Below are 25854 nucleotides of genomic sequence, written 5' to 3'. Positions count from 1 at the left end.
CATAGATGATTTTAAGGAGCATTTAATCATGGAAGGTAATACTGAAAATATAGCTGTAAATATGAACGTAGCAACGCTTTCACAGATAGAGCTGCTTGTTGATCTGGGATATTATTCCGATACCAATGATTTTATCAATCAGTCAGTAAGACAAGCGTTAGAGCAGAAGCAGTCTGTAATAGAAAACGAAGCATACAGGCACCATAGGTACAATGAAGAGTGGTTTACAGGAATATATGTATTTACCGAGAACCAGCTTATCCGCGCAAAGGAAACCGGTAAAAAGATTAAAATCAGCGGTTATGGGATTGTAGTCATAGACAATGAACTGGATGAACTCGCGATAGAAGCAATTGAGAGCATTGATATTAAAGGGAAAGTGATTGCTTCAGATACTGTGAAGGAGCATTTTTCGCTGAGGTAGTTAAAGCCATTAAAAAGGATGTCACATTTGTGGCATCCTCTCTTCCTGTATATATTATACCACAGATAAACACTGTATTTAAAGCCTTGTTTTGAGGGATTGGTACTGCTAAATTGAGAGAAAAGAAAAGACGAGGGGGCTATTTATGAAGTATATGACTTTTAATTCTTCCTGCTCCTATGCAGGGCTTGCAAACATGCTTGAGAAAAAGGGCATTGATGTAGAGGATTACGAGATTGCTCTTGCAATGAAACTCCCGTTCATGATTGACAAAAACGAAGATGGCTATATTGCAGGGCCAATGCTGCAACAAAAGAAATGGTTCGATGTTTATCTTAATGCTCATGGCTATGAAATCACAGAAGAATGGGTGGACAGGTCGGATGTGTTCAACTGTCTTCAAGGAAAAGATACTGCGATGCTGGGCATAAGGATGGATAACGGCAGGCTCCATTATCATGCTGTTGTTTTTAAGGGAATGGAAGATGGAAAGGCGGCCTTCATGAATAATAAGCATGAAGGTGGATCTGACCCGGATGAATTTAAGTTCACGGCAAATGAGCTTGAAGAAAGAGTACGTGACAAAACAGTAGTCGCAACCATAACTCCCACCGAAGTCAGAATGGTTGATTTCACAGCCCTTTTGGAGCAATCACTAAAGAACCTTGATAACCTACAAAGAGATATGGACGATTTTTGCGCCGTACAACATTCCAATCAGGAAATCCTTGAGAAAGAGTTTGGTCTATTCAGGCCGCTTCTATTAGATGGACCGTCTATGATGAAGCTTATCGGACAGGACGCAGTTTTAGAGGACATGAAGTCCCTTCAAAAGGTATTTGTTCAGGTGGCGCTTAAGGACAAAAGAGATGATGTAGTACTGTCTGATTGTTTTGATATGGAGCTACTTCAAAGTGTTTGTTATAGATGGAAAATGCTTATCCGGCAGGAACTGGAACGAATAGTATGAGTTCGGATTTTCACAACTATTGGACTGTTTTTCTCAACGATTAGTGGAGTTATGTAACCGGATGATTAGTTCAACCTATGATGTTCAGTACATTATACTGACATTACATCAGCATAATTGGCGAAGGCAATTATAAGCCCTCAAGTCTTGCGAATAATGACTTGCAAGATTTTTGGGGTTATGGTAACATAAAATCGCTTTAAAAAACAAATTGAGGTAAATAAAGGATGAGCAATAAGGTTTTCTGATATAAAAGCTGAACAAAGATAGTTACTACCTGCATGACAGGTTTTATTTTTGTACGCTTATATCAGATTATCTGTGCCACCTTGCCTTTCTATAATAGGCTAACAATGGTATAGGACTGCTTTGCGTACAGAAAAGTATGCAGAGCAGTTTTTGTTTTGCTTTATCAAATTATAGATTGGAGAAAACCTTTGAATAAATACTTTTTTTATAACAAGAAAAAACTCATTATTTACATGCTTCTTTCACCCGCAATGGCAATCACATCAGTTCTGTTTTCATTATCTCTTGAACCGCTTATAACGGTTTCTACACAGGGAAATTTTACATTGATGATGAAAATGATAGCAGCTTTCATGTTTATAGTTATTGCAGATATGTCAGTTGCCTATTTTCATAAAATATCTCGCGAGAATCTGAGGAAAGAGTTCCTTATAGCTCTTAAGAATGATCTTTTCACAGGAATAATGAATAAAAGCTTTCAAGAATTCAGGAAAGAACCACCATCATATTATGTTTCTATGATGCAGAGAGATGTCAAAAAGATCAGTACTGACTACTTTGACAGCGTATGCGGCATTTATAGGGTTACAACAAGTTTCATTGTAACTGTAATAGCGCTTATCAGAGTCAATCCTGTAATCTGCTTCATAAATGTGCTTATTGCAATGTTTTCTGTTTTTATACCAAAGATATTTCAGGAGAGGTTAAAGAAGAATTCTACTCAGGCTTCTACTGCATCGGCAGAGTATCAAAGTGTAATCTCTGATGCGCTTATAGGCTTCAATACTATAAAGCTTTATTCTGTCTTTTCAAAGATAAAGAAGCAAACAGAGGAAAGAAATGAAGCGAGCGAAGAGGCCGAGTGCAACCTTGTTAAGACAAACTACCGTATTGCATATATATCTATTATGTGTTCGCAAGTAGGCTATGTTATGACAATTATTACAAGTGCGGTATTTGTCTACCTTGGTAAGATAAACATTGGTACGATACTTGCTCTTTCGCAGCTTATTGGAGGAATACTGGCGCCATTCCAGGAAGTGCCCATGTTTATAACAAGCCTAAAGTCAGTATCAGTTGTTGTTGATAAATTAAAGAAATGCTCGGAGGTTGATTTCGATAACGTAGCAGAAACTCAGCCGCTTGATGAAGACTATACGTTAAAAGCTGAAAATGTCCAAGTTTGTTTCGGGGATAAGAAGGTACTAAAAGACGTTGAAGTAGAGTTTAAACAGGGAAAGAAGTACATAATCATGGGCGATAGCGGATGTGGCAAGTCCACTTTGGTAAAACTGTTCCTAAAAATGTCTGAGAATACAAAGGGAAGAGTGCTTCTTGGAAACAAGAATATCAGTGATATTCCTGATAAGCAGCTCTACAGCGTTGTGAATTACATGCAGCAGGAAGTATTCCTTTTTGATGATACAATTCGGAATAATATAACTCTGTTTAAAAACTATTCTGATGAAGAATTGCAGAAAGCTATTGATAACGCTGGACTTACGGAATACATAGGCAACCTTGAAGATGGGGTGAATACAAGAATAAATGGAAACGGCTACAATCTTTCCGGTGGAGAGAAGCAGCGAATTGGTATTGCCAGAGCACTTCTTGCAGGTGCAAAAGTTTTTATCTTGGATGAAATTACATCTAATCTTGATGTATCAAAGGAGCGCTATATTGAAGAGCTTATCATGAACATTGAAGGTGTAACTGTAATCATGATCACACACCGTATCAATGATGCGACGCTTAATAAGGCGGATGAAGTTCTCGTCATGAAATCCGGAAGGATACAGGAGCGTGGAACATTTAGTGACCTTATGAGAGCAAAGGGACTTTTATATGGATTTAAAATGATTGCTGAATTAAATGTATAAATAAAAAGAGATTTTCTGAGGATGATTCTTCAGAAAGTCTCTTTTTTTCAGCATTTAGATATAGTATCATCAAAGAAATATCGATATAGTATTCCCGAATAATTTACTATGAAAGTGGGAGAAAAGCTATGATGATCGCCTTGGCAGCCGTTGGTTTTAGGAACGGCAATATTACATACAACAAAGAGAAGATTAAAACTGTAATCCGCGACCACGGGTACAAGCAAGCCGACATTGTTCTATTTGGTGAGACCTTTTTACAAGGTTTTGATTCGCTTTCATGGAATTATGATAGTGATAAGAGCATTGCTGTCAAAATGAATGATCCGATTATCGATGAGATAAGGAAAACTGCAAAAGAATACTCCGTTGCAGTGTCCTTTGGTTATATTGAGAAAACAGAGGGCAGTTTGTTCAGTAGTCAGTTGACCGTGGACAAAGACGGGGAGATCCTCGATAATTTCCGCAGGGTTTCTGTTGGATGGAAGGAACCAGTAGCCGATTTGCAATACAAAGAGGGAGATGGTTTTCACACATTCTTATTTGAGGATAAGAATTTTGCAGTAGGTTTATGCGGAGATCTCTGGGATGATGTATATGTTGAACAGATGAAGGAACTAAATGCAGATATTGTTCTCTGGCCAGTTTACACGGATTTCAATTACGAAGAATGGAATAAAACCATTAAATACGAGTATGCTGAACAGTCTGTGCGTTTTGGCCATGATGTATGTCTTGTAAATTCGGTATGTTTGGACAGAGAAGGATCTGAGATAGCCAAAGGTGGGGCAGCTTATTTTCAGGACGGCAGAATTAAATGCCAAACACCTGCCGGGGAAGAAAGTATTCTTTATGTTCCGGTTAGTTCAAATGCAAAGGGCATTGAACCATAATATTCCAGTTGAACTAAGTCGCTGCGCCACAGCCTTGGCAGGCCGTCGCGCAGCGACTTAGTTCAATTCAAAAATAAAATCACATTCAAAATCTTACAACATCTTCTTACAAAAACCAATTAGTATTTGACTTATAAATATGCTGATTGTATAGTCAATAAAGGGGGCAACCAATCTGATTGCTCCCTCATAAATCTAAATTATCATAGAAGATTCCTATTTATAGAAAAAATTTCAAACTCTCAATTTGGCACAGATTCTTTTACTTAATTATGAAGAAGTATTTCTCCATCTCGTCAAGCGAATCAAAATCTTGTATCTGAATAAAACACAGATAGAGGGTTTGTGCAACATCATTATAATAAAACTGTCCGTAATTCATGCCGTTTACCTTTACTTACACTGCAACTCCAACTCATCAATATACTCGTTTAACTTCTTTGTATCGGAAACCCTGAAGTAACTCTTCTCCGGTTCCTCTTTGCCATCTACCAAATAGTAAACTATTATGAAGCCGTGATCTTCAGTTTTTCCGGAAATTTCTTCTTCATCCGCAAAATTCTCATTAGCTACCGGCTGAAGTGAAACAATAGTGTCTTTCAGCTTATCATATTCTTCTCTTCCGAAGTCTCCTTGCTTCTGTTCGCCGTTTTCTGCAACAGTCAGACGAAACAGCTCCGAGTTTCTATAAAAAATCGCCGTACAAATCTTTTTAACCGTGGTCACATCTCCTAGCGAAAACCCGTACTGAACATCAATCCTGACAGCATTCTCCATAATCGTGTTAACTGCCTCTTTCTCCTGCGCTGTTCTCGTATCTCCGCATGCAACAAGCGACAGCATGAGCACAAGCACACCGATAATACCAACAAACTTTTTCATTTTTCCTTTAAACACTTCTTTTCTCCCTTTCAGTTGAACGAGGGTCACATTTGTGACTATCGTGTTTGTATCACATCTTGTATCTGAATAAAACACAGACACTAAATATTGTCTTTACTCTGATACAAGATATGATTCACGTGTCCCAATTATATCATTATATGGCAGTTTCTTCCGACTGTTTTTTCCTGATAGTCTAATTCTCCTGAAAGAAGATATATACTGTCATACTGCTTTTCATTTAATTTTAACACCCTAACTGTTCCGGTCTTCTGATGTATATTAATTATGTACCAAATTTATTACACACAGAGCCAAAACGATATATAATTTAAGTAGCAAAACTAACGAACCTCAGCCTTAGGACATTTGCTAAGGGCTGAGGCTTTTCTTTGGAAATCCGGTGTCAAAATTTAAAAGATTTACAACTTCTGAGGATGCCAAAGATTTTATTCGCATGGAGTATGAAAAGAGGGAATTGTGAAGATATATTTTGCGAGACACGGACAAACAGATTGGAATACTCTAGGAAAAGTGCAGGGCACAACTGACATTCCATTAAATGAAAATGGAATAGCGCAAGCACAGCTGCTTTGCAAAAGACTTGAGGAAATAGATATTTCTTTTGAAAAGATATACACCAGCTATCAGGCTAGAGCTGTAAAAACTGCGCAGATAGTAGATGAGCATTTCCATACAGGATATGAAATAGTTAGAGGCTTGGAAGAAATGAATCTGGGATTGTTTGAAGGGCATACCTGGGATGAGATTCTTTCTTTATATGATGAAGAGCATGAGCTGTGGCTTTCAAATAAGAGATATAATTGCACCCCTGACGGCGAATCATATCAAATGGTTATGGAAAGACTGTTTAAAGCACTTGATTATATTCTTGGTCAGCACAACACTTCTTCAGATAAGAACCTCCTGATAATATCACACGGAGCTGTAATCATGACGCTTCTTGCTATGAAAAGAAATATACCCTTTGAGCAGTCGCATACAATTGAGGTTGACAATGCGTCACCTATTGAATTCAGTATCGAGGAACTGAAAGATATAAGAACACGGCTTTAATGGAGATGGTATGACTAGGATTATGATAAAGGTGGTTAAAGATGGTTACGTATTATGATGATGGAACTATAAGAATTAGGAGCATGATTCCTGAAGATGCAAAAATCCTTTATGATACATATTTTTCGTATGGCTGGCATCCTTCCGTAGATACATATGAAAAGTATTATAAAGAACAGGAGGATGGTAAAAGATTTGTTTTTATCGCAGAGTATGATGGCAGAGTCTCCGGGCAATGTACTCTGGTTCTGAATCCTACAGAAGGTCCTTGGGGAAATCAAGGCTATCCTGAAATTGAAGATCTGACAGTTTTCTTTGATGTTCATAATAAAGGTATTGGAAATAGGCTTTTGGATGCTGTTGAAAAAGAGGCGTCAAAAGTTTCCGATAAAGTTTACTTGGCAGTTGGGGTTCATTCTGGATATGGACCAGCCCAGAGGATGTATGTAAAAAGAGGTTACAATTTTGATGGCAGCGGAGTTTGGTATAAAGGGAAACAATTAGAACAGTATGCCCCCTGCATCAATGATGATGATCTTTTACTTTATTTGGCTAAAGATGTTTAAATTCCAGCAGTGCGCCCAGCTAAGGGTGTTTAATCAAGTAGGTGAGAATCCTGCTTTGCAAAGGTCTAACCAATCAGCAAATAGCGAGTCTTGCGTAGCAGTCGGTAACGGCTGGTGCGAAGCGTAGACAGCGAGTTAGCAGGGATGAAATGCTATTGAGCCTCGAAAAGTTATGTATCCGCATGGTCGACGGATTTGCTGACTCGGAAGACAATATCGAGTATCACGATATGGTGAGCGATGCTCGGCGCGGCGGGGTCATAGGGCCATTCATGCTAAACATTATGAGTAAACATCAACTGGGGAGAGCCTGCAGTTTCTCGTACAAGAGTATGATATACCAACGTAGCTTGGAGGATATCAAATGAACTGCAGGCAGTCGGATAGCTTCATAGTACTGATGAAGTCGGGTAATTCCGATGGAGGGAAGGGAGCTACATAGTAACGGTCTTTCTGAGGACACATCATCCGTACTCAGGGACGGAGGAAATGATGACAACGAAATTGGAAAGAATAGCAGAAATATCAGCGCGAACAGCTAAGCCAGTCTTTACGAGTCTGTATCATATGATTGATGCTGACCTTCTCAAGCAATGTTTTAATGAGATTGATGGGAAGAAGGCAGTAGGAATCGATGAAGTGACAAAAGAAGAGTATGGCGAGCAACTAGACAGCAACGTCAAAGACCTTGTCAGAAGGCTGAAGAACAAAGCATACAAGCCCCTGCCCACCAAGAGGGTATTTATCCCTAAGGGCAATGGCAAGATGAGACCGTTGGGCATTGCATCTTTTGAAGACAAGATGGTACAGCTTGCTCTCAAGAAAGTGTTGGAAGCGATTTACGAACCACGCTTTCTGAATTGTATGTATGGTTTCAGACCAAACAGGGGGTGCCATGAAGCACTAAGAGATGTCTACCAACATCTCTCACGTGGCAAGATTAACTATATCGTTGATGCTGATGTCAAGGGGTTCTTCGACCACATCGACCATGAATGGATGATGAGATTTCTCGAATGGCACATTAAAGACCCAAATATACTGTGGCTGATACGAAAGTATCTTAAAGCAGGAGTTATGGTTGATGGTACATTTGAGGACACGGAAGAGGGAACAATACAGGGAGGTAATATCAGTCCCACCCTGGCAAATGTATATATGCACAATGTACTCACCCTATGGTTTAAGCTTGTTGTCAGAAAAGAGGCAAGGGGAGATTGCTTCCTCGTAAATTATGCCGATGATTTTGTGGCGGGGTTCCAATACAAATCAGATGCAGAGAATTACTACTCTGCATTGCAAGTGCGTATGGCAAAATTTAACCTCGAATTGGAAGAAAGTAAGAGTAGACTTATTGAGTTTGGTAGGTACGCAGAGCAGAATCGTAAATCAAGAGGGTTGGGAAAGCCAGAAACATTTGACTTCTTGGGCTTTACTTTCTTTATGGGCAAATCCCGTAAAGGATTTCCATGCCCTATGGTAAAGACTTCCCGCAAGAAATTTGAGAAGTCACTGAAGAGCTTCAAAACGTGGCTCTATGATAATAGAAATCAGCCTGCAGGAAATCTTATTCAGCAACTTAATGTAAAGCTTGTGGGATATTACCAGTATTACAGTGTGACTTTTAATGGCTTTAAAATGAGTGCTTTTCTGCACCGAGTTCAACAGTTTCTACACAAAGTGCTTAATCGTAGAGGCTGTGGTCGCACCTACACATGGGATGGCTTCATTGATTTGTTAAAGGTATTCCCTCTTGCCAAACCAAAGGTTTACTATGCGCTATATTGAGTGTGAATGTTACTGTGAGGAGCCGTGTGCGGGAAAGCCGCACGCACGGATCTGTGAGGGGCTAGGGGTGCGAGACCCTAGTCTACTCGCCTAACTCACCAACTGCTAAAGGGATATGCTTAAAATACTGAGCAGGAAGAGATATATGAGTATAAAGTGATTGCGAATACATTGCGTACAGGCGTAATAATGTGTTAATATTAGTTTGCGTACTGTGGTATATTTTGCAAAATATTACCTTGCGTATTATTGACAAGGAGAGAGTTATGGAAATTAAAAGAAATATCTATTATAAGATATCTGAGTGGAAGAAAGAGACAAATGGGACGAAGGCATTACTGATTGAAGGAGCCAGACGAATCGGAAAATCAACGGTTGCTGAAGAATTTGCTCAGAATGAGTATAAGTCCTATATTCTCATTGATTTTAATAAGGCTAAGAAAAAGATAAAAGATGCCTTTGAATCCCTTGATGATCTGGATGTTTTTTTTCAGACACTGACGCTTGAATACAATACAAGGCTTTATCCTAGAGAATCTCTGATAATATTTGATGAAATACAGAAATTTCCAAAGGCCAGGGAGGCAATTAAATATCTTGTCGCTGACGGAAGATATGACTACATTGAGACAGGCTCGCTGATATCAATTAAAGAGAACGTAGAAAACATAACAATTCCATCAGAAGAGCGGAAAATGCAAATGTATCCTGTGAATTTTGAGGAATTCATGGTATACATGGGCGAAGAAATACTTCTTGATCATATAAGAGAGTGCTTTGAGAAAAGCCAGCCGCTTGATAGGCAGATACATAATAAGGCTATGCGCTTATTTATGGAGTATATGCTTGTTGGCGGAATGCCTCAGGCAATAGTAGCATATAAGAAAAATGGAAGGGATTTTCATGCTGCCGATGTAGAAAAGAGGGATATTCTTGCACTCTATGAAGATGACATCAAAAAGGCAGCCAAGAAATATAAATCAAAGGTCTCAGCTATCTTTGATAATATCCCGGGCTTTTTGTCAACGCACGAAAAAAGGGTTGTTTTAAGTGAAGTGGATAGTAATAATGGGACATTTGACCGTTACGATGAGCCCTTATTCTGGCTTGGCGATTCCATGATATGTAATCTTTGTTACAAATGTAATGACCCGAACGTTGGTCTGGCACTAAATAAAAATGAATCCTATGTAAAGTGTTATATGGGAGATACAGGATTATTAGTAAGCCATGCATTCAGTGAGAATGAAATCATGGATGAACAGCTTTATAAGCAGATAATGGATGGGAAACTGTCACTTAATAAGGGAATGCTCTATGAGAATATGATAGCGCAGATGATTACAGCATCCGGTCGTAAGCTCTTCTTTTACACAAGATACAGTGCGGAAAAGCATCGTAATGATATTGAGATAGATTTCATCATCTCGAACGAGAGCAAGACAAAGTTTAAAATCAGCCCTATAGAAGTGAAATCATCAAAGAATTACACTACATCATCACTTGGAACATTCAAAGAACTCTTTAAGAAAAGAATTGATAAGCAGATAATAGTGCACCCTAAGGGATATTCAGAAGCGGATGGAGTCATAAAAATACCTCCGTATATGATGTACCTAATATAACTTACAGATTATCTTACAAAATTACTTTAAGATAATTGTTCTTATTAACAATTAAAGAATATTGCCGATATATAAGATAGCAATGGAAATGCGTGTCTTTTCAATGGATTGACCATCCTTGGAAGGGCACGTTTTTTTTATCTGGAGGCATACATGGGAATAGCAGCGATAGCGAATGATTATCTAACAGAACCTTTCAATTATGGAGTAGGAAAAGAGTCAACTACCACTGTAGGCGAGACAATAAACTTTGGACAGAAGCTTCAGGCTGAAACTGAAAAGAAATGTCCATATAGCTTTTTAGCTAAGGATGGAATCATACAGTATAACGGAGTTATTTTTGGCTGTGATTACAAGCAGAATGCAATAACTCTTGGAAATATGTATGAAAAGAACAAAGTTCTTAAGATAGCCCTTCCTAGTGGCGGAAGCCTTCATGTCAATATAGATAATTTTGATGATCTCGCTAAAGCTGCTAGCATGTTCACACCCGAGGATCTCAATGCCATTATGCGTGCCATCCATGAATATAATCATTGCACCAGAAAACGCATGGAGATTGAAGAGGAAAAAACTGAAACTGCAGAGGAAGCCGCTGCGGAATCTGAAACGCCTGATGCTGAAAAAGAGCCCGAGGTTGACGAAACAAATCTGATTGCTCAGATTAGTGCATTTAGGATGGAACTTTTTAACAAACTTATCAATAATGAAACCGAGATCAAAATCCAAATCGGTAGTCAGGAAATGAGTATAAAGGAATGGGATAAGCTCATGAACAGCATTGATAAAGAGCTTGAAGCTATCTATGAAGCCCTTCTTGATAAAGAGGAAAAGAAATCTGAAAAGGAGCAGGAAGAGAGAATCAGAAAGCTTTTTGAAGAGAGAAATGCAGAGAAAGAACAATATATCTGAAAATAGCAAAGATTCTCTTGCTTCAGATAACGTTTTTAAGTGTTCACAAAAACATCTATACCATCCCCATAACTCAAAAAAAATCAGAGTTATGGGGATGGTATAATTGATTTTTGGCTCATTCTTTTTTATAGTAGATGATTCTTCAGGAATCCTCTTTTTTTCAGCGTTTGTATATAGTATCATCAAAGAAATAACTCATCATAGGCTTGACTCGGCCCTAAGGGCATACCGTAACATAACAATCAACAAGAAAGCTGACTGGCAGCAGTGATAATTATTATGGAGGTATGACTTTTGTCACTTCGTTCCAAAAGTCATGTAAATAGGCCAATTGAGAACACCTTCGGTGTTGGGCCTATTTACCTACCGATTCACTTTCTTACGAAATCTGCAGCAAATGCAGATTTCTATTTCAAGGTTGCGAAAACATATACTAATGGGAGCTGTTATTATGGAAAAAGAAAATATGCAGCAGATTTATTCTGTTGAAGCTGATAGCTATGACTGCATAGGATGTGCAATAGCCAAAGGAGAGCTTACTCCACCAGGCGGAACAATCTATGAAAGCCGTAATATTGTACTTGCAGCTGATCCTGAAGTTCCGATACCGGGCTTTTTAATAATAACAGGAAGAAGGCACGTAAACTCTTTTTCCATGTTGTATAAAGAAGAGTGGATGGAGATAGGTGAAGTTATTTCAAAAGCAGAGAGAGCTATCAAGAATCTCGGACTTGCTCAGGAGATCACTCTCGTTCAGGAAGAACGCTCCAAACATTTTCATATCTGGATATTCCCGACTAAAGATTGGATGATAGAAAAGTTTGGAAGAGGAGTAAGTAGCCTCAGAGATATTTCAAGATATGCTATGGAAAATGCGACTGGGAGCGACTGGGAAGAAGTTGAAGAGGCAGTAAGAGAAATAAGAGCAGAATTTTATAAGGGGAATTATGAATACTAAAAATATTACTATTGATCATAAAGATATAGATTCATGTAACATTGATTTTAAAATGAGTGATAAGGCTATCAAACTTCCTGAGCGTCTTTCAAGGACCACGATCTATGAAAGCGATTATGTGAGTCTTTATACAGATAGAGTAAAGCTTCCGAGCGGTCAGATCATAGAGAAATATCACCAAATCCATTATTCAAGAGAAGGAGTATCCATCGTAATCTTTAACGACAAGGACGAGATCCTCATGATCAGGGAGATGAGATATTCCGCAGGGCGTCTTGAATGGGAGATTCCGGCTGGAGGCGTGGAAAAAGGCGAAGCGATTGAAGATGCTGCAAGGCGCGAAGTTATGGAAGAGACAGGCTGTACCGTTAAAGACCTTAAATTCCTGTGTTCACAGACGCCATCAAATGGAATGACCGATCAGGTTATGCACGTGTTCGGCGCCAGGGTTGAAAGCGAGGGCACTATCAAGGACGTTGATGAAGTTGCAGACAAAGTGTGGATGCCTGTTAGTGAAGTTAAAGAACTTCTTAAAAATAACGAGACCAAAGATGGCATCGCTATACTTGCTATACTATTTGCATTGGAATTCTACGAAAGATAATAGACATATTCTTATGATTTTGATCAGCAGGTAAATAGTCTGATCAAAAGTCATAAAAAAGATATTAGTATTTTTTAGGAGAGAAAGATTTGTTAGAAGTAAAAGAAAAGAATTTAGACAGAAGAGAGTGGTATAACGACACACAACGCGACTTTAAATGCATGTACCAAAAGGATGAATATTTCGAAGGTGGAGTAGGACTTATTACATTTACTGGATTAACTGAGCCTGAGATGGTGGATAGTCCCAAAGGAAAGCTTTGTATAGCAGACAATGGTTATCAGTGGCTTGAAATTGCACCTAAAGACGGTAACTATGTGATCACTTCAATGTTCCGCGAAGGTAAGATTTTCCAGCACTACGTTGATATTACTCTTAGAAATGATATAGCTGAAAATGGCGATGCAAAATTCTACGACTTATTCCTTGACGTAGTTGTATCCGAAGACGGCAAAACTCAGACTATAGATCAGAACGAGCTAGAAGAAGCTTATAATGATGGCGTCATTACCAAAGAAGAACTCGAACTTGCAAGAAAGGCAGCAGGCGACGTGTTGAAACTTTTGGACAAGAATAAAGATATGCTCGAGCAGAAAATCATAGAATATCGCAGGATATTAAGTGAGAGTCTTTGATATTTTTTCAAGTTGTGAATGGGAGGTTCTAACTAATCATGAAACCATTTCTAACTATTCATCATCTAATACAGGAATTAATCGGTGTGATCGGAGAAGCCATATCACTTATTGTGGCTATTGTGATGATTTTTACTATTAAAGAACCTGTTCCGGTTCACTATGATATTGCTGGAAATGTAGATCGTTACGGCTCTATAGGAACTATAATAATTATGCCGGTGATTTTTATACCATGTATACTAATTCTTTTGGCAGCAGTTCACATATTTCCGCTGTCGTTATGGAGCTTACCAGTAAAACCTAAGCCCGGAAGAGAAGCGCTTATATATAGGGATACTGCATATATGGTAACTTTATATACTTTGCAGACAGGAATATATTCACTTCTTTCTACAATCTTCGCGGGATTTGGAAAGACTACGTTAGTTGGAACATTAAGTGCTATATGGGCGATATCAATGGTTCTAACGGCTTTAATAATATTCATAAAATGTATATTAGAAAATCGATGATGTATATATGTTTTTGCTGACGGAGGTGCATAATGATTCTACTTATTAACGCTTGCGTAAAAGAAAACTCAAGAACTAAAAGGATTGCAGATAAACTTCTTGAAAAGCTGGATGGCGAAGTTTTAGAAGTAAAACTTGAAGACATCTCTTTCCCTAAGACAGATGAAAAATTCCTTGCTTATAGAGATGATTGCATAGCAAGATGCGACTTCACAGACGAGTATTTCGACCTTGCCAAGAACTTCGCGAAGGCAGATAAGATCGTAATCGCCGCACCATATTATGACTTATCATTCCCAGCATCACTTAAGCAGTACATCGAGCACATCAATGTACTCGGAATAACCTTCGAATATACAGACGAAGGCTACCCCAAGCCTCTTTGCAAAGCTGATAAGCTCTACTATGCCACAACAGCAGGCGGAGCATATGTTCCGGAAGAATTTGGATATGGCTATATCAAGGCCCTTGCCCAGAATTTCTATGGAATAAAAAAATGCGAGAAGATCCAAGCTGTTGGACTCGATGTAGTAGGCGCGGATGTCGAGGCGATAGTTAACGAGTGTATAGATAAAATTAATATTTGACTTTGCCCTTAGGGCATACATTAGACTTCTTTGTATCACCTGATTTACCAGGATTAATTACGTAGCATAAGGAGAGACATATAAGTATGAAAATGGGAAGCAGCAACGACCGCGACGCAGTAAAGGCTCAGTACGCATCATCCAAAAGCCTTGATATCAGATTAAACTTCCACAATATGTATTCAACCAACAAGATGGGCTTTGGCCCCTGGCTTGTAGAGGGTTATGAGATAAAAGAAGGCATGAAAGTTCTCGAACTTGGTACCGGCACAGGCAGCATGTGGACCGGACATGACGACCTCATCGCAAAGTGCGATAAGCTTGTCCTTTCTGACTTTTCAGAAGGCATGCTCGATACTGCCAAAAATAACGTTGGAGAGCGTGACAACGTAGAATACAAACAGATCGACGTCCAGAATATACCTTTTGAAGATAATTCTTTTGATATAGTAATCGCCAACATGATGCTCTATCACGTACCTGACATAAATAAAGCTGTCAGCGAGATACGAAGAGTCCTCAAAGACGACGGCATCTTCTACAGTGCTACATACGGCGAGCACAATTTCAACGACATTATTGCTGAGTGGTTTGGACTTTTCGGCGAAAGCTATGATCCTAACCACCTCTTTACCCTTCAGAACGGAGGCGAAGTTCTGGGCAGAGAATTTGCCGATATAGAAGTGCGCCGCTACGAGGATTCACTCCATGTAACTAATATTGACGACCTTGCAGATTACCTTCAGAGTCTCAAGGCTCTTCACGGCATCGGCACTATGGAAAGAGATGAGATACTCAAGATGCTGAAACTTCATGAAGAAGACGGCGCCATCAACCTGCAGAAGGAATACGGCACTTTCGTAGCCCGCGGCGCGAAATAATATTCAAAAATATACGGCTATTGACAAAAACTATAGCCTGTTATAGTCTAAAGCAAAGCTGTGAAAAGAAGAGTAAGTTGTTAGGAGCTTTACAGAGAGCCGGCGTTTGGTGAGAGCCGGTGAGCAAGTAACATCTGAACATGGTCTTGGAGCTGCGTACCGAGGCAGGTAATTGCTTAGGCTACGACGGGTGCACCCGTTATAGTGATAGACTATCGATGGATCATTTCCCGTCCGTAGTTGATGAGACCCATATCGTGAGATATGAGTGAATTAGGGTGGTATCACGAAGCTTATTAGCTCTCGTCCCTGAATAATATTCAGAGAGGAGGGCTATTTTTTTATTAATTTTTGTAACTGTAAGTTTAGTGATCTTAACCTAAGGAGGAAATGAGATGAATAGAAATATTTTGATAGGAGGAGCCTGGCCCTACGCCAATGGCTCACTACACATCGGACATATAGCAGGTCTTTTACCGGGAGATGTACTCGCAAGGTATCACAGAGCCTGCAAAGATAAGGTTTACTTTGTATCAGGAAGTGACTGTCACGGAACTCCTGTAGCGATCCGTGCCAAGTCTGAGAACAAAACGCCCAGGCAGGTAAGCGACCATTATCACGAGGAATTCGTAGATGCCTTCAAGCGCCTTGGATTCACCTATGACCTTTATACCAAGACATCAAGCATAGAGCATAAGACCTTCGTGCAGGAATTCCACAGAAGGCTATACGAAAGTGAATACGTTTATGAAAAAGAGACTCCGCAGGCCTTCTGCGATAGCTGCAACACCTTCCTTGCGGACCGGTTCGTGACAGGAATATGCCCAAGCTGCGGTGCGCCTGCAAGAGGAGACCAGTGCGATGCCTGCGGAACAGTTCTTGACCCCGAAAGCCTTAAAGCCCCCATTTGCGCCGTATGTAAAACCCCCATATCCTTTAAAAACTCCAAGCACCTTTACATTGCAATTACTAAATTGGAAAAAGAGCTAAGACGTCTTGTAGATACCAGCACATCCTGGCGCAAAAACGCCATATCTTTTACCAATAAGTATCTCGATGAAGGCCTAAGAGACAGAGCTCTGACCAGAGATCTTGAGTGGGGAATCCCCGTGCCCAAAGAAGGATATGAGAATAAAACCATATACATCTGGGCAGAGAACGTGCTCGGATATCTGTCTGCAGCCAAGGTTGTGGCAGACCAAAGGGGCGAAAGCTTTGAAGAACTGTTCGGAGCTGATTCCAAGCACTACTACGTACATGGCAAGGACAATATTCCCTTCCACACCATAATCTTGCCAGCGCTTCTTATCGCCAACGGACAAGGCTACCACCTTCCTGACCAGATCGTGTCCAGCGAGTATCTGACGCTTGAAGGCAGGAAGATCTCAACAAGCCAGAACTATGCTATATGGGTCAAAGACCTTTTGGATAAATATGATCCCGATTCCCTTCGCTACTATTTTCTTGCCAACGGACCTGAGAAAAAAGATGCGGATTTCTCCTGGACTGAGTACGTGAATAACCACAATGGCGAGCTTTTGGGAGCATATGGAAACTTTATAAACAGAACCCTTACTTTTATCACCAAATACTTTGATGGGATCGTGCCTGAAGGCCAGTTGTCAAAAGAGTGGGATGAAACTTTAAGAAAGCTCTATGAAACAACAGGAAAGAAGATAGAAGACGGGCATTTTAAAGATGCAGTCGAGGGAATCTTCGAAGTAGTCAGAAAGGCTAACAAATATTTTGATGAACAGGCACCGTGGAAGACAAGAACTGAAAATATCGAAGCCTGTAAGAATACCCTGTTCCAGTGTACCCAGATAATTGCAAATCTGGTTGTCATCCTGGCTCCATTTACTCCATTTTCATCTGAGAAAGTCTGCAAATGGCTGAATATTTCAGATGACTGGAGCTATAAAGAAGTAAAAGCTGGATATAAACTACCTGAAATACAGATATTATTTGAAAGGCTTGATAAAAAAGTGATAGAGGAAGAACGAGATAAATTGAACTTGAAAGATTAAGAAATTAACTGGAAGTATTGGTAATACGAACTCCATAAATATCGAACTATTAGTCGTTCGTGGCATGAGACAAAACTGAATTTATAGAATAAACAGAACAATGTTCTGTTTATTCTTGACAACCCACCATAAACGGATGCATTATAAAATTAACAGAACGATATTCGGTTTATGGAGGGCTAGAAAATGATGAACAAAAATAATGCATTCAAGGTAGGTTATTTCGATTTTCATAAGGATCCGGAATTGAATTTCCAGCTCAACAGGTTCTATACCTATGGAGCATTCACCAAAGAGGAACTGTTGGATATCGGCAGCAGGATCGATGGCTTTGATAAGTGGATATCTCTTTTTTGCGAACTTGGTGAAAAGACAGAAAAGGAGGGCAATCCATTCAAAGCAGCAACCTGCTTCCGCGCTGCCCAGTTCTTTACCCTAAGTGGAGAGAAAGATACAGAAGGTAATAGCCTTAAGCACACACTGTATGACAGATGCATAAAGCTCTATAACGAATACTTTTTTAGCAGTTATGAGAATCTTTCTTTTGCCAGAGTCCCTTTTAAGAATTGTGAGCTTCCTGTATATTACTCTACCTGCGAAGATCCTAAAGGAACCATTGTGATCCATGGCGGATATGACAGCATCTCACAGGAGTTTCTTGTTATGCTGCCTTACCTTACTGACAAGAACTATAATGTATACTTTTTCGAAGGCCCCGGACAGGGAGAAGTACTCATGCATTATGATGTCAGGATGACTCCAAAGTGGGAAGACTGTACAGGAGCAGTACTCGACTATTTCGGCCTTGATGACGTAACCCTTATAGGCGTTTCACTTGGCGGATATCTTGGAACCAGGGCAGCTGCCTATGAGAAAAGAATCTCCCGCCTTGTCATGTTCGACCTTATGTATGACTTCTATGGTGCGATCCTTAACAAAATGGGAAGCTTTGGCAAAGTATTCGACTATCTGACACGCCACAAAAGGAACATCCTCTGGAAATGGCTTAATAAAAAATTTGACGAGAAGTATTTTACCAAGTGGCTTCTTTTGCAGGGATATGCAATTTATGAAAATATCAGCACTCCATATGAATACTTCAACCACATCAAGGAGTATAATACTAGAGAGATTTCAAAACTCATAACACAGGATACACTTGTGCTCGCAGGCGCAAGTGACATATATACTGTGTATTATCAGGATCAGCTGGACGCACTGGTAAACGCAAGGAGCGTTACTGGAAGACTCTTTACCAAAGAGGAGCACGCAGACCACCATTGTCAGGTTGGCAATATGGGACTTGTGCTTGATACCATAGCCGGCTGGATAGAGGAGAAGACTAATGGCGAGAAAACCGGTACTGACAGGCGGGAAGAGGGATGAGATAATCCATACAGCCATGAAACTGTTTTTTGAAAATGGTTACGAGGCAACTTCCGTCAGAATGATAATGAATGAAGTTGGCGGCGAGATAGGCATGTTCTATCACTATTTCAAGTCCAAAGATATACTGTTTGATACAGTGGTAGAAACATTTTTTACCGATTATAGGAAAAAAGTTGAAGAAGTAATGTCTAATTGTGCAACGCGAGATGACCTCGTAAAGACCGTACTTCCCATGTACGAGCAGGCGATGGATAACATGAACAAGCTTAAAGGAAATCTCCATTGGACCATTCTTTCATCTATGCACGAAGAGACTTTGAGAGCTTTTCTGCCAGCAATTGAAGATCTGATAAAAAAGTGGGATGTTAATAACAAAACTGATGTGAAGATCGTTGCAGGGCAGCTTTTGTACGGCCTGTCCGCAACAATCCACTCAGAAGAATTTGAAGAAATGACACCTGAGGATAAAGAAGAGTGTATCCTTGAGTTTCTGGGAAGGATACTGGACTAAATGACTAAAGATAAAGACTTAACAGTGGGAAATCCCCTCAGACTTATCTCATCATTTGCCGCTTCAATGATGATAGGTAACATATTTCAGCAGCTCTATACAGTAGTTGACAGTATCATCATTGGTAAGAAGATTGGCTCACTTGGAATAGCCGCAATTGGAGGAACTGACTGGCTTATATTCCTTGTTAACGGATTTCTCATCGGCCTTATTCAGGGCTTTTCAGTTCTTCTTGGTAACAAGTTTGGAGAGAAGAACGAACAGGCATTTGACTATTACTATAAGAAGGCAAGAAAGATCTGTATTGCGATATCAGTATCTTTTGTGACCGTTTTACTATTATGTTCCAATTTCTTACTTACCCTTATCGGAACCAAGGCAGAGGCATTCGATTTTGCAAAGACATACGTAGATATAATCTTTATGGGAATCCCATTTCTTGTATTCTATCAGTTCTTTGCTGCAACACTTAGAAGCCGCGGCAATAGCCATGTTCCGCTTATCGCAATGACAGTGTCATCGCTTTGTAACATCGCACTTGATTATCTTTTTATATGCATTTTCCATATGGGAATAGCAGGAGCAGCCCTTGGAACTATCCTGTCTGAGTGCGTGGTAATGATCATATGTGGCTATAGTCTATACAGATCTGATATGGGTATCCATAGGGTGGGTACAGACAACAGCTTCAAAGTCCAAGGCGCATACAATGAGCTTATCTTCATAGGCCTTCCAATGGCGCTTAAAAGCGTTATTACAGCTATCGGAGGACTAATAGTCATAAGGAATGTCAATAATTATGATATAGATTTCCTGACAGGCTACACTATTGCAGGCAAGATCTACGCCCTTTTAGAGATCGCGGCATCATCTTATGGAATGGCTGTTGTGGCTTATGTATCACAAAATCATGGAGCAGGCCACAAAGACAGGATTCGCTCGGGTGTAAGATACAGCCTTGTACTTGGCGTGATCACAGCACTCATCTGCTCAGTTATCATGATATTTTTTGGCGAAAGAGGTATGAGCCTTTTTGTAGAAAATAAAAATGTTTCGCCTGATGTCTTTATGTATGGACGCGAGTACCTGTTTGTACTTGGACTTTTCTATCCACTGCTTTACATCCTCTATATAGTAAGGTCTGCACTGCAAGGCATAGGCAATACATTTGTTCCTATGATCTCAAGCTTTGGACAGCTCATAATGAGAGTGTTCTGCGCAGTTATCTTAACAAAGCTTATCGGTTGCAGCGGTATCTACTACGGAGAAATATCCGCATGGGTACTAGCCGATCTAATACTGATATCAACATACATATACCAGATGTACATAAGAAATTCGAACAGATAAATATCTAAGGTTCTCGCTTATTCCTGGGACTGGCAGTTTATACAGTCTTTACTTGTCTTTCGAATATTCTAATTCAAGGCATGATATCTAAAATAATATATTCTGGGATTCAAACTCGCTTCGCTCAGACATGTGAATCCCAAACAGAATAAATTATTTCATCTATCAAGCTCTTGAATTTACGAATATTCTCAAAGACAAGTAAAGACTTTATAAACTGCCAGTCCCAGGAATATTTAAGTTTTGGAGATATTTATTTGTTCGGATTTTTTGATATACGGAAAATATATATCAAAAGTAAACAGAAAATTATTGACATATATAGGTTGCCGATATAGTATATAGATAATCTATACAATATATCGGCTGCCTATATAATTTTAAACAAACTGTAATTAATCACGCATGCTTTCCCAAACAATTGGGAAGTTTGCGTAGGTAATAAATAATTAAGATATGGAGGACACTATGGCAATTGATAAATCACTGATTTCCGGAAGTATGACTATGCTGATCTTAAAGCTCTTGTCTGAGAAAGACATGTACGGCTACGAGATGATCGACACCCTTCGTAAGAAATCTCAGAACATTTTTGAACTTAAGGCAGGTACTCTTTACCCTCTTCTTCATAACCTTGAAGAGAATAATTTCGTTACGGTATATGAGCAGGAAGCTCTTGGCAAAGTCAGGAAGTATTACAGCCTTACCAAACAAGGTAAAAAAAAGCTTGAAGAAAAGACTCAGGAATGGAACACCTATCAGAAAGCGGTTTGTAACGTACTTGTAATGGAGGCTTGAAATGGAAGAATACTTAAAGGCGGTTATAGAACAGATCCGGTGTAAGAACGTAAGACCCTATGTTGAGAGAGAACTGCGTGACCACCTGGAAGACCAGATTAATGACAATATCGCAAGCGGAATGGATAAGGATGAAGCTGTAAGGGCAGCAGTAAAGGATATGGGGGATCCCATAGAAACCGGAATTGCACTAGATAGAGTTCACAGACCTAGTATTGCGTGGGGGATGATAGCTCTTGTATTTGTTATAAGTATTGCTGCGGCGCTTATACACTTTGCAATTGCAAGTGGTGCTGAGGGTAGTGTTTATAACCAGTCCAGTAAAACGATGATCATGTTTGGAGCAGGTTTTCTTGTAATGCTTGCTATATATTTTGTTGATTATACGCATGTTGCAAGATTTTCAAAATTGATTGCTCTTTGTCTGATCGGTCTTTGTATCTATGCAAGAATGTTTGGAACATACATTAACGGAGCACAGTTATGGGTCAGAGCTTTCTTTATTGATATTAATGTTGAAGCTGTGATGATGCTGTATGTACCTGTATTTGCAGGTATACTTTATAAATACAGGAATGGTAGAGCGACTTCAAACAAAAGACATAGCGCAGTCTTTGATCTTATCAAGATACTGTTCTGGATGATCGTCCCTGTATTTTTTGTAATGCAGATGCCAGCACTTGTAACAGCTCTTATGATGCTGATATCAATGCTTACACTACTTACCATCGCAACCTCTAAAGGCTGGTTCAAGGTTTCAAAGCCTATAGCAATAACATCAATATGGGGCGTATTTGTAGGACTTCCGGTGATCGGATCCGTAGTCATGTTCTTTGGAAATGGATTAGCAGATTATCAGAAAGCAAGACTTGTGGCCTTTTTTACAGGAAGTGGTGAAGCAAATTATCTTACTAATGTATTAAGAAATGTAGCAGTATCCTGCAGACTCTATGGAAGTAACGGAGTAGATGCAAGTATTACAATACCTGAATATAACTCCGCATACGTCCTTTCATATATATCAATTACATACGGCCTGATCGCAGGAATACTTATTGCATGCGCACTTGCAGCTCTTATTGCGATAGTCTTTGGAATATCACTTAAGCAGAAGAATCAGCTTGGAATGCTTATGGGATGCGGATGTGGTATGGTACTTCTTGTAACTACTTTTATCAACATCTTTCAAAATCTTGGATGGTTCCCGCCTTCAAGAACATTCCTGCCACTTATGTCTTCCGGCGGAAGTTATATCATAGTTACGTATATACTAATAGGAATAGTTCTTAGCATATACAAATACAAAAGCATTTATCCAAAGCACGTATCAGTGGATTATAAAATTTTATAAATACAACTTCACCTAAAATGACAAAAAACCGGCATTTTTGGGGAAAATGTACATTGTTTTTATGGATGAGCCTGGAAAGAAAGGATACGCCATTGCTCTTCGGGCCGTTTTTTTGCCCTTGACGGCTAATTCGAATTAGCCTATAATTTAGCTAATTCGAATTAGCCAAATTATAGAGGTAACAAAATGGATACCAAACAAAGAATACTGGATGAAGCATTGACGCTGTTTTCAGAAAAGGGATATGCAAATGTTTTTGTTGCGGATATTGCGAAAAGGGTTGGTATTAAAGCGCCATCTCTTTATAAGCATTACAAAAACAAGCAGGCCATTTTTGATGCGATCATTGAAGAGATGAACAGGCGATTTTTAGAGGAAGCAGGTGCTCTTAAGATCAACGGGGCGGATGCTGCCAAAGATGCTGAGATCTATAAGCATATAACGGAAGAGCAGCTGATCACACTGGGGAACAATCTGTTTCTTTATTTCCTGCATGATGACTATACAAGACGTTTTCGTAAGATGCTTACCATTGAACAGTTTCATGATAAAAAACTTGCAACTGCATATATGAAGCAGTATGTGGATGATCCGCTTTCATATCAGGGAATGCTTTTTGGCCTGATGGTTTCATCGGGTGTATTACAGACCGAGAATGTGGAGATCATGACGTTGCATTTTTACGCGCCAATCTACATGCTTCTGACCATATGCGATCGCAATCCCGAGCGTGAGAAAGAGGCACTTAAGACAATGGAAGCGCATATTCGGCAGTTTAATAAACTGTACGCAAGAGATGAAAAAAACATGCAGAATAATAAGAGGAGATCGCAGAGGAGAGCAAAATGAAGATCACAGTGATAAACGGAACCGAAAAACGTGGTGTTACATACAGAATGAAGGAAATATTTTTAGAGGAGTTCAGAGACAATTCAAAGATCACGGAATATTATCTTCCCAAGGATGGTCCGGGGTTCTGCATAGGATGTACTGCGTGCTTCAGGAATGATCAGAAGCGTTGTAAGGATGCTGAGAAGGTGCAGAAGATTGAGAAATCCTTGCTTGAAGCGGATCTGCTTGTTTTTACATCACCCGCGTATGTTTTCCATACAACCGGCGCAATGAAGGCTATGCTTGACCATTTCGGCTACAGGTGGATGCCTCACCGGCCGGCGAAGGAAATGTTCGGGAAGCGGGCGGTGATAATCACACAGTGCCTGGGGGCCGGTGGAAGATCCACAGCAAAAGATATTAAGGACAGCCTTTCCTGGTGGGGTATTTCGGACATCAAAGTAGTAAGTTTCAAGTTGATGTCCGAAATTGACTGGGACAAGATCGAGGACAAGAGAAAAGCATCCTTTCAAAAGAAGCTGAGCAGTGTCGCGCGAAAAATGCATGCCATAAATTATGATAAACCGGCTCATACAAATGTTATGGTGAAAACAAAGTTTTACATGGTAAGGATGCTGCAGACAAGCCTTGGTAAAAAGAATCCTGAGTACACTGATTTTAAGTATTGGAATGAGAACGGCTGGATCGGCAAAGTAAGACCATGGAAACAGATTAAAGATTAAATTGCCTGTGGGTCTAAAATTCGTAATGCGATAAAAGAATGGCGAGAGTGAAACAGTGATGTACATCAATGAATACGAAAGGGTTATCCTCACTGCGGTTATATACATGATGCAGGCTATAACGCATGCATGATTCGCACAAAAAAGTAAGTGTAAAACAGACCTTTATCAGTGTAATTGATAGGGTCTGTTTTTATTTGGTGATAAAGTTAGAACAGGAAGAGAAAAACATATTTGTAAAAAGGAGATTAACCATGACAGATTATATCGCTTTTTGCGGACTTGATTGTGAACAGTGTGAAGCGCGTAAAGCAACGGTTAATGATGACAACGAGCTTAGAGCAAAGGTTGCCAAAGAGTGGTCTGAGCTCAATGGAGTAGAGATAACCCCCGAAATGATAAATTGCGTAGGCTGCAGGCTTACAGGAGTGAAGACGCCTTTTTGCCAGTCTTTGTGTAAGATCAGGCAATGTGCATTGGGCAGGAAGGTTATTACTTGCGGAGACTGCACTGAAATGACATCATGTTCCAAGCTTTCTGAAATAATCAGTAATAATCCTGATGCCAAGCGCAGACTTGAGGGTAAATAAAGCTCAGGACTTTGATATAATGTGTTGTAGTTAAAGATAATCGCGCTATGACAGGGGGATTTATGGAAAACAAGGACTTTATTGAGGATTCTGAATTACGTATAGCTATCTGTGATGATGACAAGTCTGATCGGGAAAAGGTACATGTTCTTCTTCAGGAATATTTGAAAAAGAACTCTATCAAAGCCCAGGTCAGAATATTTGATCATCCGGACACACTTATAGAGGAGTGCGAGCATTATAGACCTCATATTTACATTTTGGATATAGTTATGCCAATGGTTACAGGAATACAGGCTGCCAGAGAACTTCGGTGGAATCAGCCCGATGCTCAGATTATTTTTGCAACTTCTGAAAGCTCATATGCATTGGAGTCTTTTGATGTAAATCCCATAAATTATATTTTGAAGCCAATAGAGAAAGAAAAATTCTTTTCAACTCTTGATCTGGCTATTTCTCGCGTGGACATTGATAGTGATAAAAGCGTTTGCATAAAGATCAAGGGTGGCATGCAGACACTGCGGCTTAGCGACATTCTTTATATAGAATATCGCAATCATGTGGTTTCATACCATATGGATAATGGTGAGATCATATCAACCCCAACCCTGAGAATAGGATTTGCAGAATATCTTTCAGAGAATCATTCCGGCAAAGATTTTGTAAGATGCCATGAATCAATAGCTGTGAATATAGCAGCAATTGATAAACTTACAAAGATAGATATTACGCTTCGAGGTGGGGAGCAAATACCTGTTACAAAGAGCAGATATTCTGATGTTATTGATAGTTATATGGATTACAGGTTTTGAAAG

26 protein-coding genes and 1 other annotated feature are annotated in these 25854 nt (G+C 39.6%); of the genes, 25 read left to right on the top strand and 1 reads right to left on the bottom strand.

The window, feature by feature from the left end; genetic code table 11:
- Positions 1-28: 28 nt before the first annotated feature.
- From WAA20_RS16525 to WAA20_RS16510, 4 genes are all read left to right on the top strand, one after another.
- Positions 29-424 (top strand): hypothetical protein, encoded by a 396-nt coding sequence (locus WAA20_RS16525; protein ID WP_073389547.1) that lies wholly within the window; start codon positions 29-31, stop codon positions 422-424.
- A 145-nt stretch (positions 425-569) separates the two neighbouring features.
- On the top strand, positions 570-1394 hold the full coding sequence (locus tag WAA20_RS16520; protein WP_073389548.1) for a hypothetical protein: 825 nt from the start codon (positions 570-572) through the stop codon (positions 1392-1394).
- Between the two features lie 437 nt (positions 1395-1831).
- Positions 1832-3523: an ABC transporter ATP-binding protein gene (locus WAA20_RS16515; RefSeq protein WP_073389550.1), complete on the top strand. Its 1692-nt coding sequence runs from the start codon at positions 1832-1834 to the stop codon at positions 3521-3523.
- A gap of 128 nt (positions 3524-3651) precedes the next feature.
- The gene (locus WAA20_RS16510; RefSeq protein WP_073389551.1) at positions 3652-4416 is read left to right on the top strand and encodes a carbon-nitrogen hydrolase family protein; all 765 of its coding nucleotides are present in this window, start codon (positions 3652-3654) and stop codon (positions 4414-4416) included.
- 393 nt (positions 4417-4809) lie between these two features.
- On the opposite strand, the gene WAA20_RS16505 is transcribed toward WAA20_RS16510, so the two are convergent.
- Complete coding sequence (locus tag WAA20_RS16505; protein WP_338801571.1) at positions 4810-5394, bottom strand: hypothetical protein; 585 nt, start codon at positions 5392-5394, stop codon at positions 4810-4812.
- Positions 5395-5778: 384 nt separating this feature from the next.
- Here WAA20_RS16505 and WAA20_RS16500 point away from each other — a divergent pair, with 384 nt between their 5' ends.
- From WAA20_RS16500 to WAA20_RS16400, 21 genes are all read left to right on the top strand, one after another.
- A complete protein-coding gene (locus tag WAA20_RS16500; RefSeq protein ID WP_073389554.1) occupies positions 5779-6375 on the top strand; it encodes a histidine phosphatase family protein in 597 nt (198 codons plus the stop codon).
- A 41-nt stretch (positions 6376-6416) separates the two neighbouring features.
- Positions 6417-6941, top strand: a complete 525-nt coding sequence (locus tag WAA20_RS16495) for a GNAT family N-acetyltransferase (protein WP_073389556.1) — start codon at positions 6417-6419, stop codon at positions 6939-6941.
- A 492-nt stretch (positions 6942-7433) separates the two neighbouring features.
- Entirely contained in the window at positions 7434-8729 is a 1296-nt protein-coding gene (gene ltrA / locus WAA20_RS16490) for a group II intron reverse transcriptase/maturase (protein WP_073389559.1), read from the top strand.
- Between the two features lie 266 nt (positions 8730-8995).
- Entirely contained in the window at positions 8996-10354 is a 1359-nt protein-coding gene (locus tag WAA20_RS16485; protein ID WP_073389560.1) for an AAA family ATPase, read from the top strand.
- A gap of 153 nt (positions 10355-10507) precedes the next feature.
- Positions 10508-11266, top strand: coding sequence for a hypothetical protein (locus WAA20_RS16480; protein WP_073389562.1), 759 nt, complete (start codon positions 10508-10510; stop codon positions 11264-11266).
- A 454-nt stretch (positions 11267-11720) separates the two neighbouring features.
- Positions 11721-12227, top strand: coding sequence for an HIT family protein (locus WAA20_RS16475; RefSeq protein ID WP_081373940.1), 507 nt, complete (start codon positions 11721-11723; stop codon positions 12225-12227).
- Entirely contained in the window at positions 12217-12831 is a 615-nt protein-coding gene (locus WAA20_RS16470; RefSeq protein WP_242951222.1) for an NUDIX hydrolase, read from the top strand. Before WAA20_RS16475 ends, WAA20_RS16470 begins: the two co-directional genes overlap by 11 nt.
- Positions 12832-12920: 89 nt before the next feature.
- Positions 12921-13466, top strand: a complete 546-nt coding sequence (locus WAA20_RS16465) for a DUF402 domain-containing protein (protein WP_073389563.1) — start codon at positions 12921-12923, stop codon at positions 13464-13466.
- Between the two features lie 38 nt (positions 13467-13504).
- Complete coding sequence (locus tag WAA20_RS16460; protein WP_073389565.1) at positions 13505-13981, top strand: DUF1648 domain-containing protein; 477 nt, start codon at positions 13505-13507, stop codon at positions 13979-13981.
- Positions 13982-14013: 32 nt separating this feature from the next.
- Positions 14014-14568, top strand: coding sequence for an NAD(P)H-dependent oxidoreductase (locus tag WAA20_RS16455; protein ID WP_073389567.1), 555 nt, complete (start codon positions 14014-14016; stop codon positions 14566-14568).
- A gap of 86 nt (positions 14569-14654) precedes the next feature.
- Positions 14655-15449, top strand: coding sequence for a class I SAM-dependent methyltransferase (locus WAA20_RS16450; RefSeq protein WP_081373941.1), 795 nt, complete (start codon positions 14655-14657; stop codon positions 15447-15449).
- A gap of 51 nt (positions 15450-15500) precedes the next feature.
- Positions 15501-15763, top strand: a binding site (T-box leader).
- A gap of 81 nt (positions 15764-15844) precedes the next feature.
- A complete protein-coding gene (gene metG, locus WAA20_RS16445; RefSeq protein ID WP_073389569.1) occupies positions 15845-17476 on the top strand; it encodes a methionine--tRNA ligase in 1632 nt (543 codons plus the stop codon).
- A gap of 186 nt (positions 17477-17662) precedes the next feature.
- Positions 17663-18862, top strand: coding sequence for an alpha/beta hydrolase (locus WAA20_RS16440; protein WP_073389571.1), 1200 nt, complete (start codon positions 17663-17665; stop codon positions 18860-18862).
- The gene (locus tag WAA20_RS16435; protein ID WP_073389572.1) at positions 18822-19376 is read left to right on the top strand and encodes a TetR/AcrR family transcriptional regulator; all 555 of its coding nucleotides are present in this window, start codon (positions 18822-18824) and stop codon (positions 19374-19376) included. The genes WAA20_RS16440 and WAA20_RS16435 overlap by 41 nt, the downstream gene beginning before the upstream one ends.
- The gene (locus WAA20_RS16430; RefSeq protein ID WP_073389574.1) at positions 19377-20726 is read left to right on the top strand and encodes an MATE family efflux transporter; all 1350 of its coding nucleotides are present in this window, start codon (positions 19377-19379) and stop codon (positions 20724-20726) included.
- Between the two features lie 468 nt (positions 20727-21194).
- Positions 21195-21524, top strand: a complete 330-nt coding sequence (locus WAA20_RS16425; protein ID WP_022754015.1) for a PadR family transcriptional regulator — start codon at positions 21195-21197, stop codon at positions 21522-21524.
- A gap of 1 nt (position 21525) precedes the next feature.
- The gene (locus tag WAA20_RS16420; protein WP_073389581.1) at positions 21526-22875 is read left to right on the top strand and encodes an FtsW/RodA/SpoVE family cell cycle protein; all 1350 of its coding nucleotides are present in this window, start codon (positions 21526-21528) and stop codon (positions 22873-22875) included.
- 186 nt (positions 22876-23061) lie between these two features.
- Positions 23062-23724, top strand: a complete 663-nt coding sequence (locus WAA20_RS16415) for a helix-turn-helix domain-containing protein (protein ID WP_073389588.1) — start codon at positions 23062-23064, stop codon at positions 23722-23724.
- Positions 23721-24449, top strand: a complete 729-nt coding sequence (locus WAA20_RS16410) for a flavodoxin family protein (RefSeq protein ID WP_073389589.1) — start codon at positions 23721-23723, stop codon at positions 24447-24449. Before WAA20_RS16415 ends, WAA20_RS16410 begins: the two co-directional genes overlap by 4 nt.
- 254 nt (positions 24450-24703) lie before the next feature.
- Positions 24704-25039 carry a DUF3795 domain-containing protein gene (locus WAA20_RS16405; RefSeq protein ID WP_073389594.1) on the top strand — a complete coding sequence of 112 codons (336 nt, stop codon included), beginning with the start codon at positions 24704-24706 and terminating at the stop codon, positions 25037-25039.
- Between the two features lie 62 nt (positions 25040-25101).
- Positions 25102-25851, top strand: coding sequence for a LytTR family DNA-binding domain-containing protein (locus tag WAA20_RS16400; RefSeq protein ID WP_073389596.1), 750 nt, complete (start codon positions 25102-25104; stop codon positions 25849-25851).
- Positions 25852-25854: the final 3 nt, after the last annotated feature.

Origin of the sequence: Butyrivibrio fibrisolvens (assembly GCF_037113525.1) — a bacterium.
Taxonomy (GTDB): Bacteria; Bacillota; Clostridia; order Lachnospirales; family Lachnospiraceae; genus Butyrivibrio; species Butyrivibrio fibrisolvens.
Note: the sequence above shows the minus strand (reverse complement) of the source record. Positions and strands in the feature narration are given on the sequence as shown.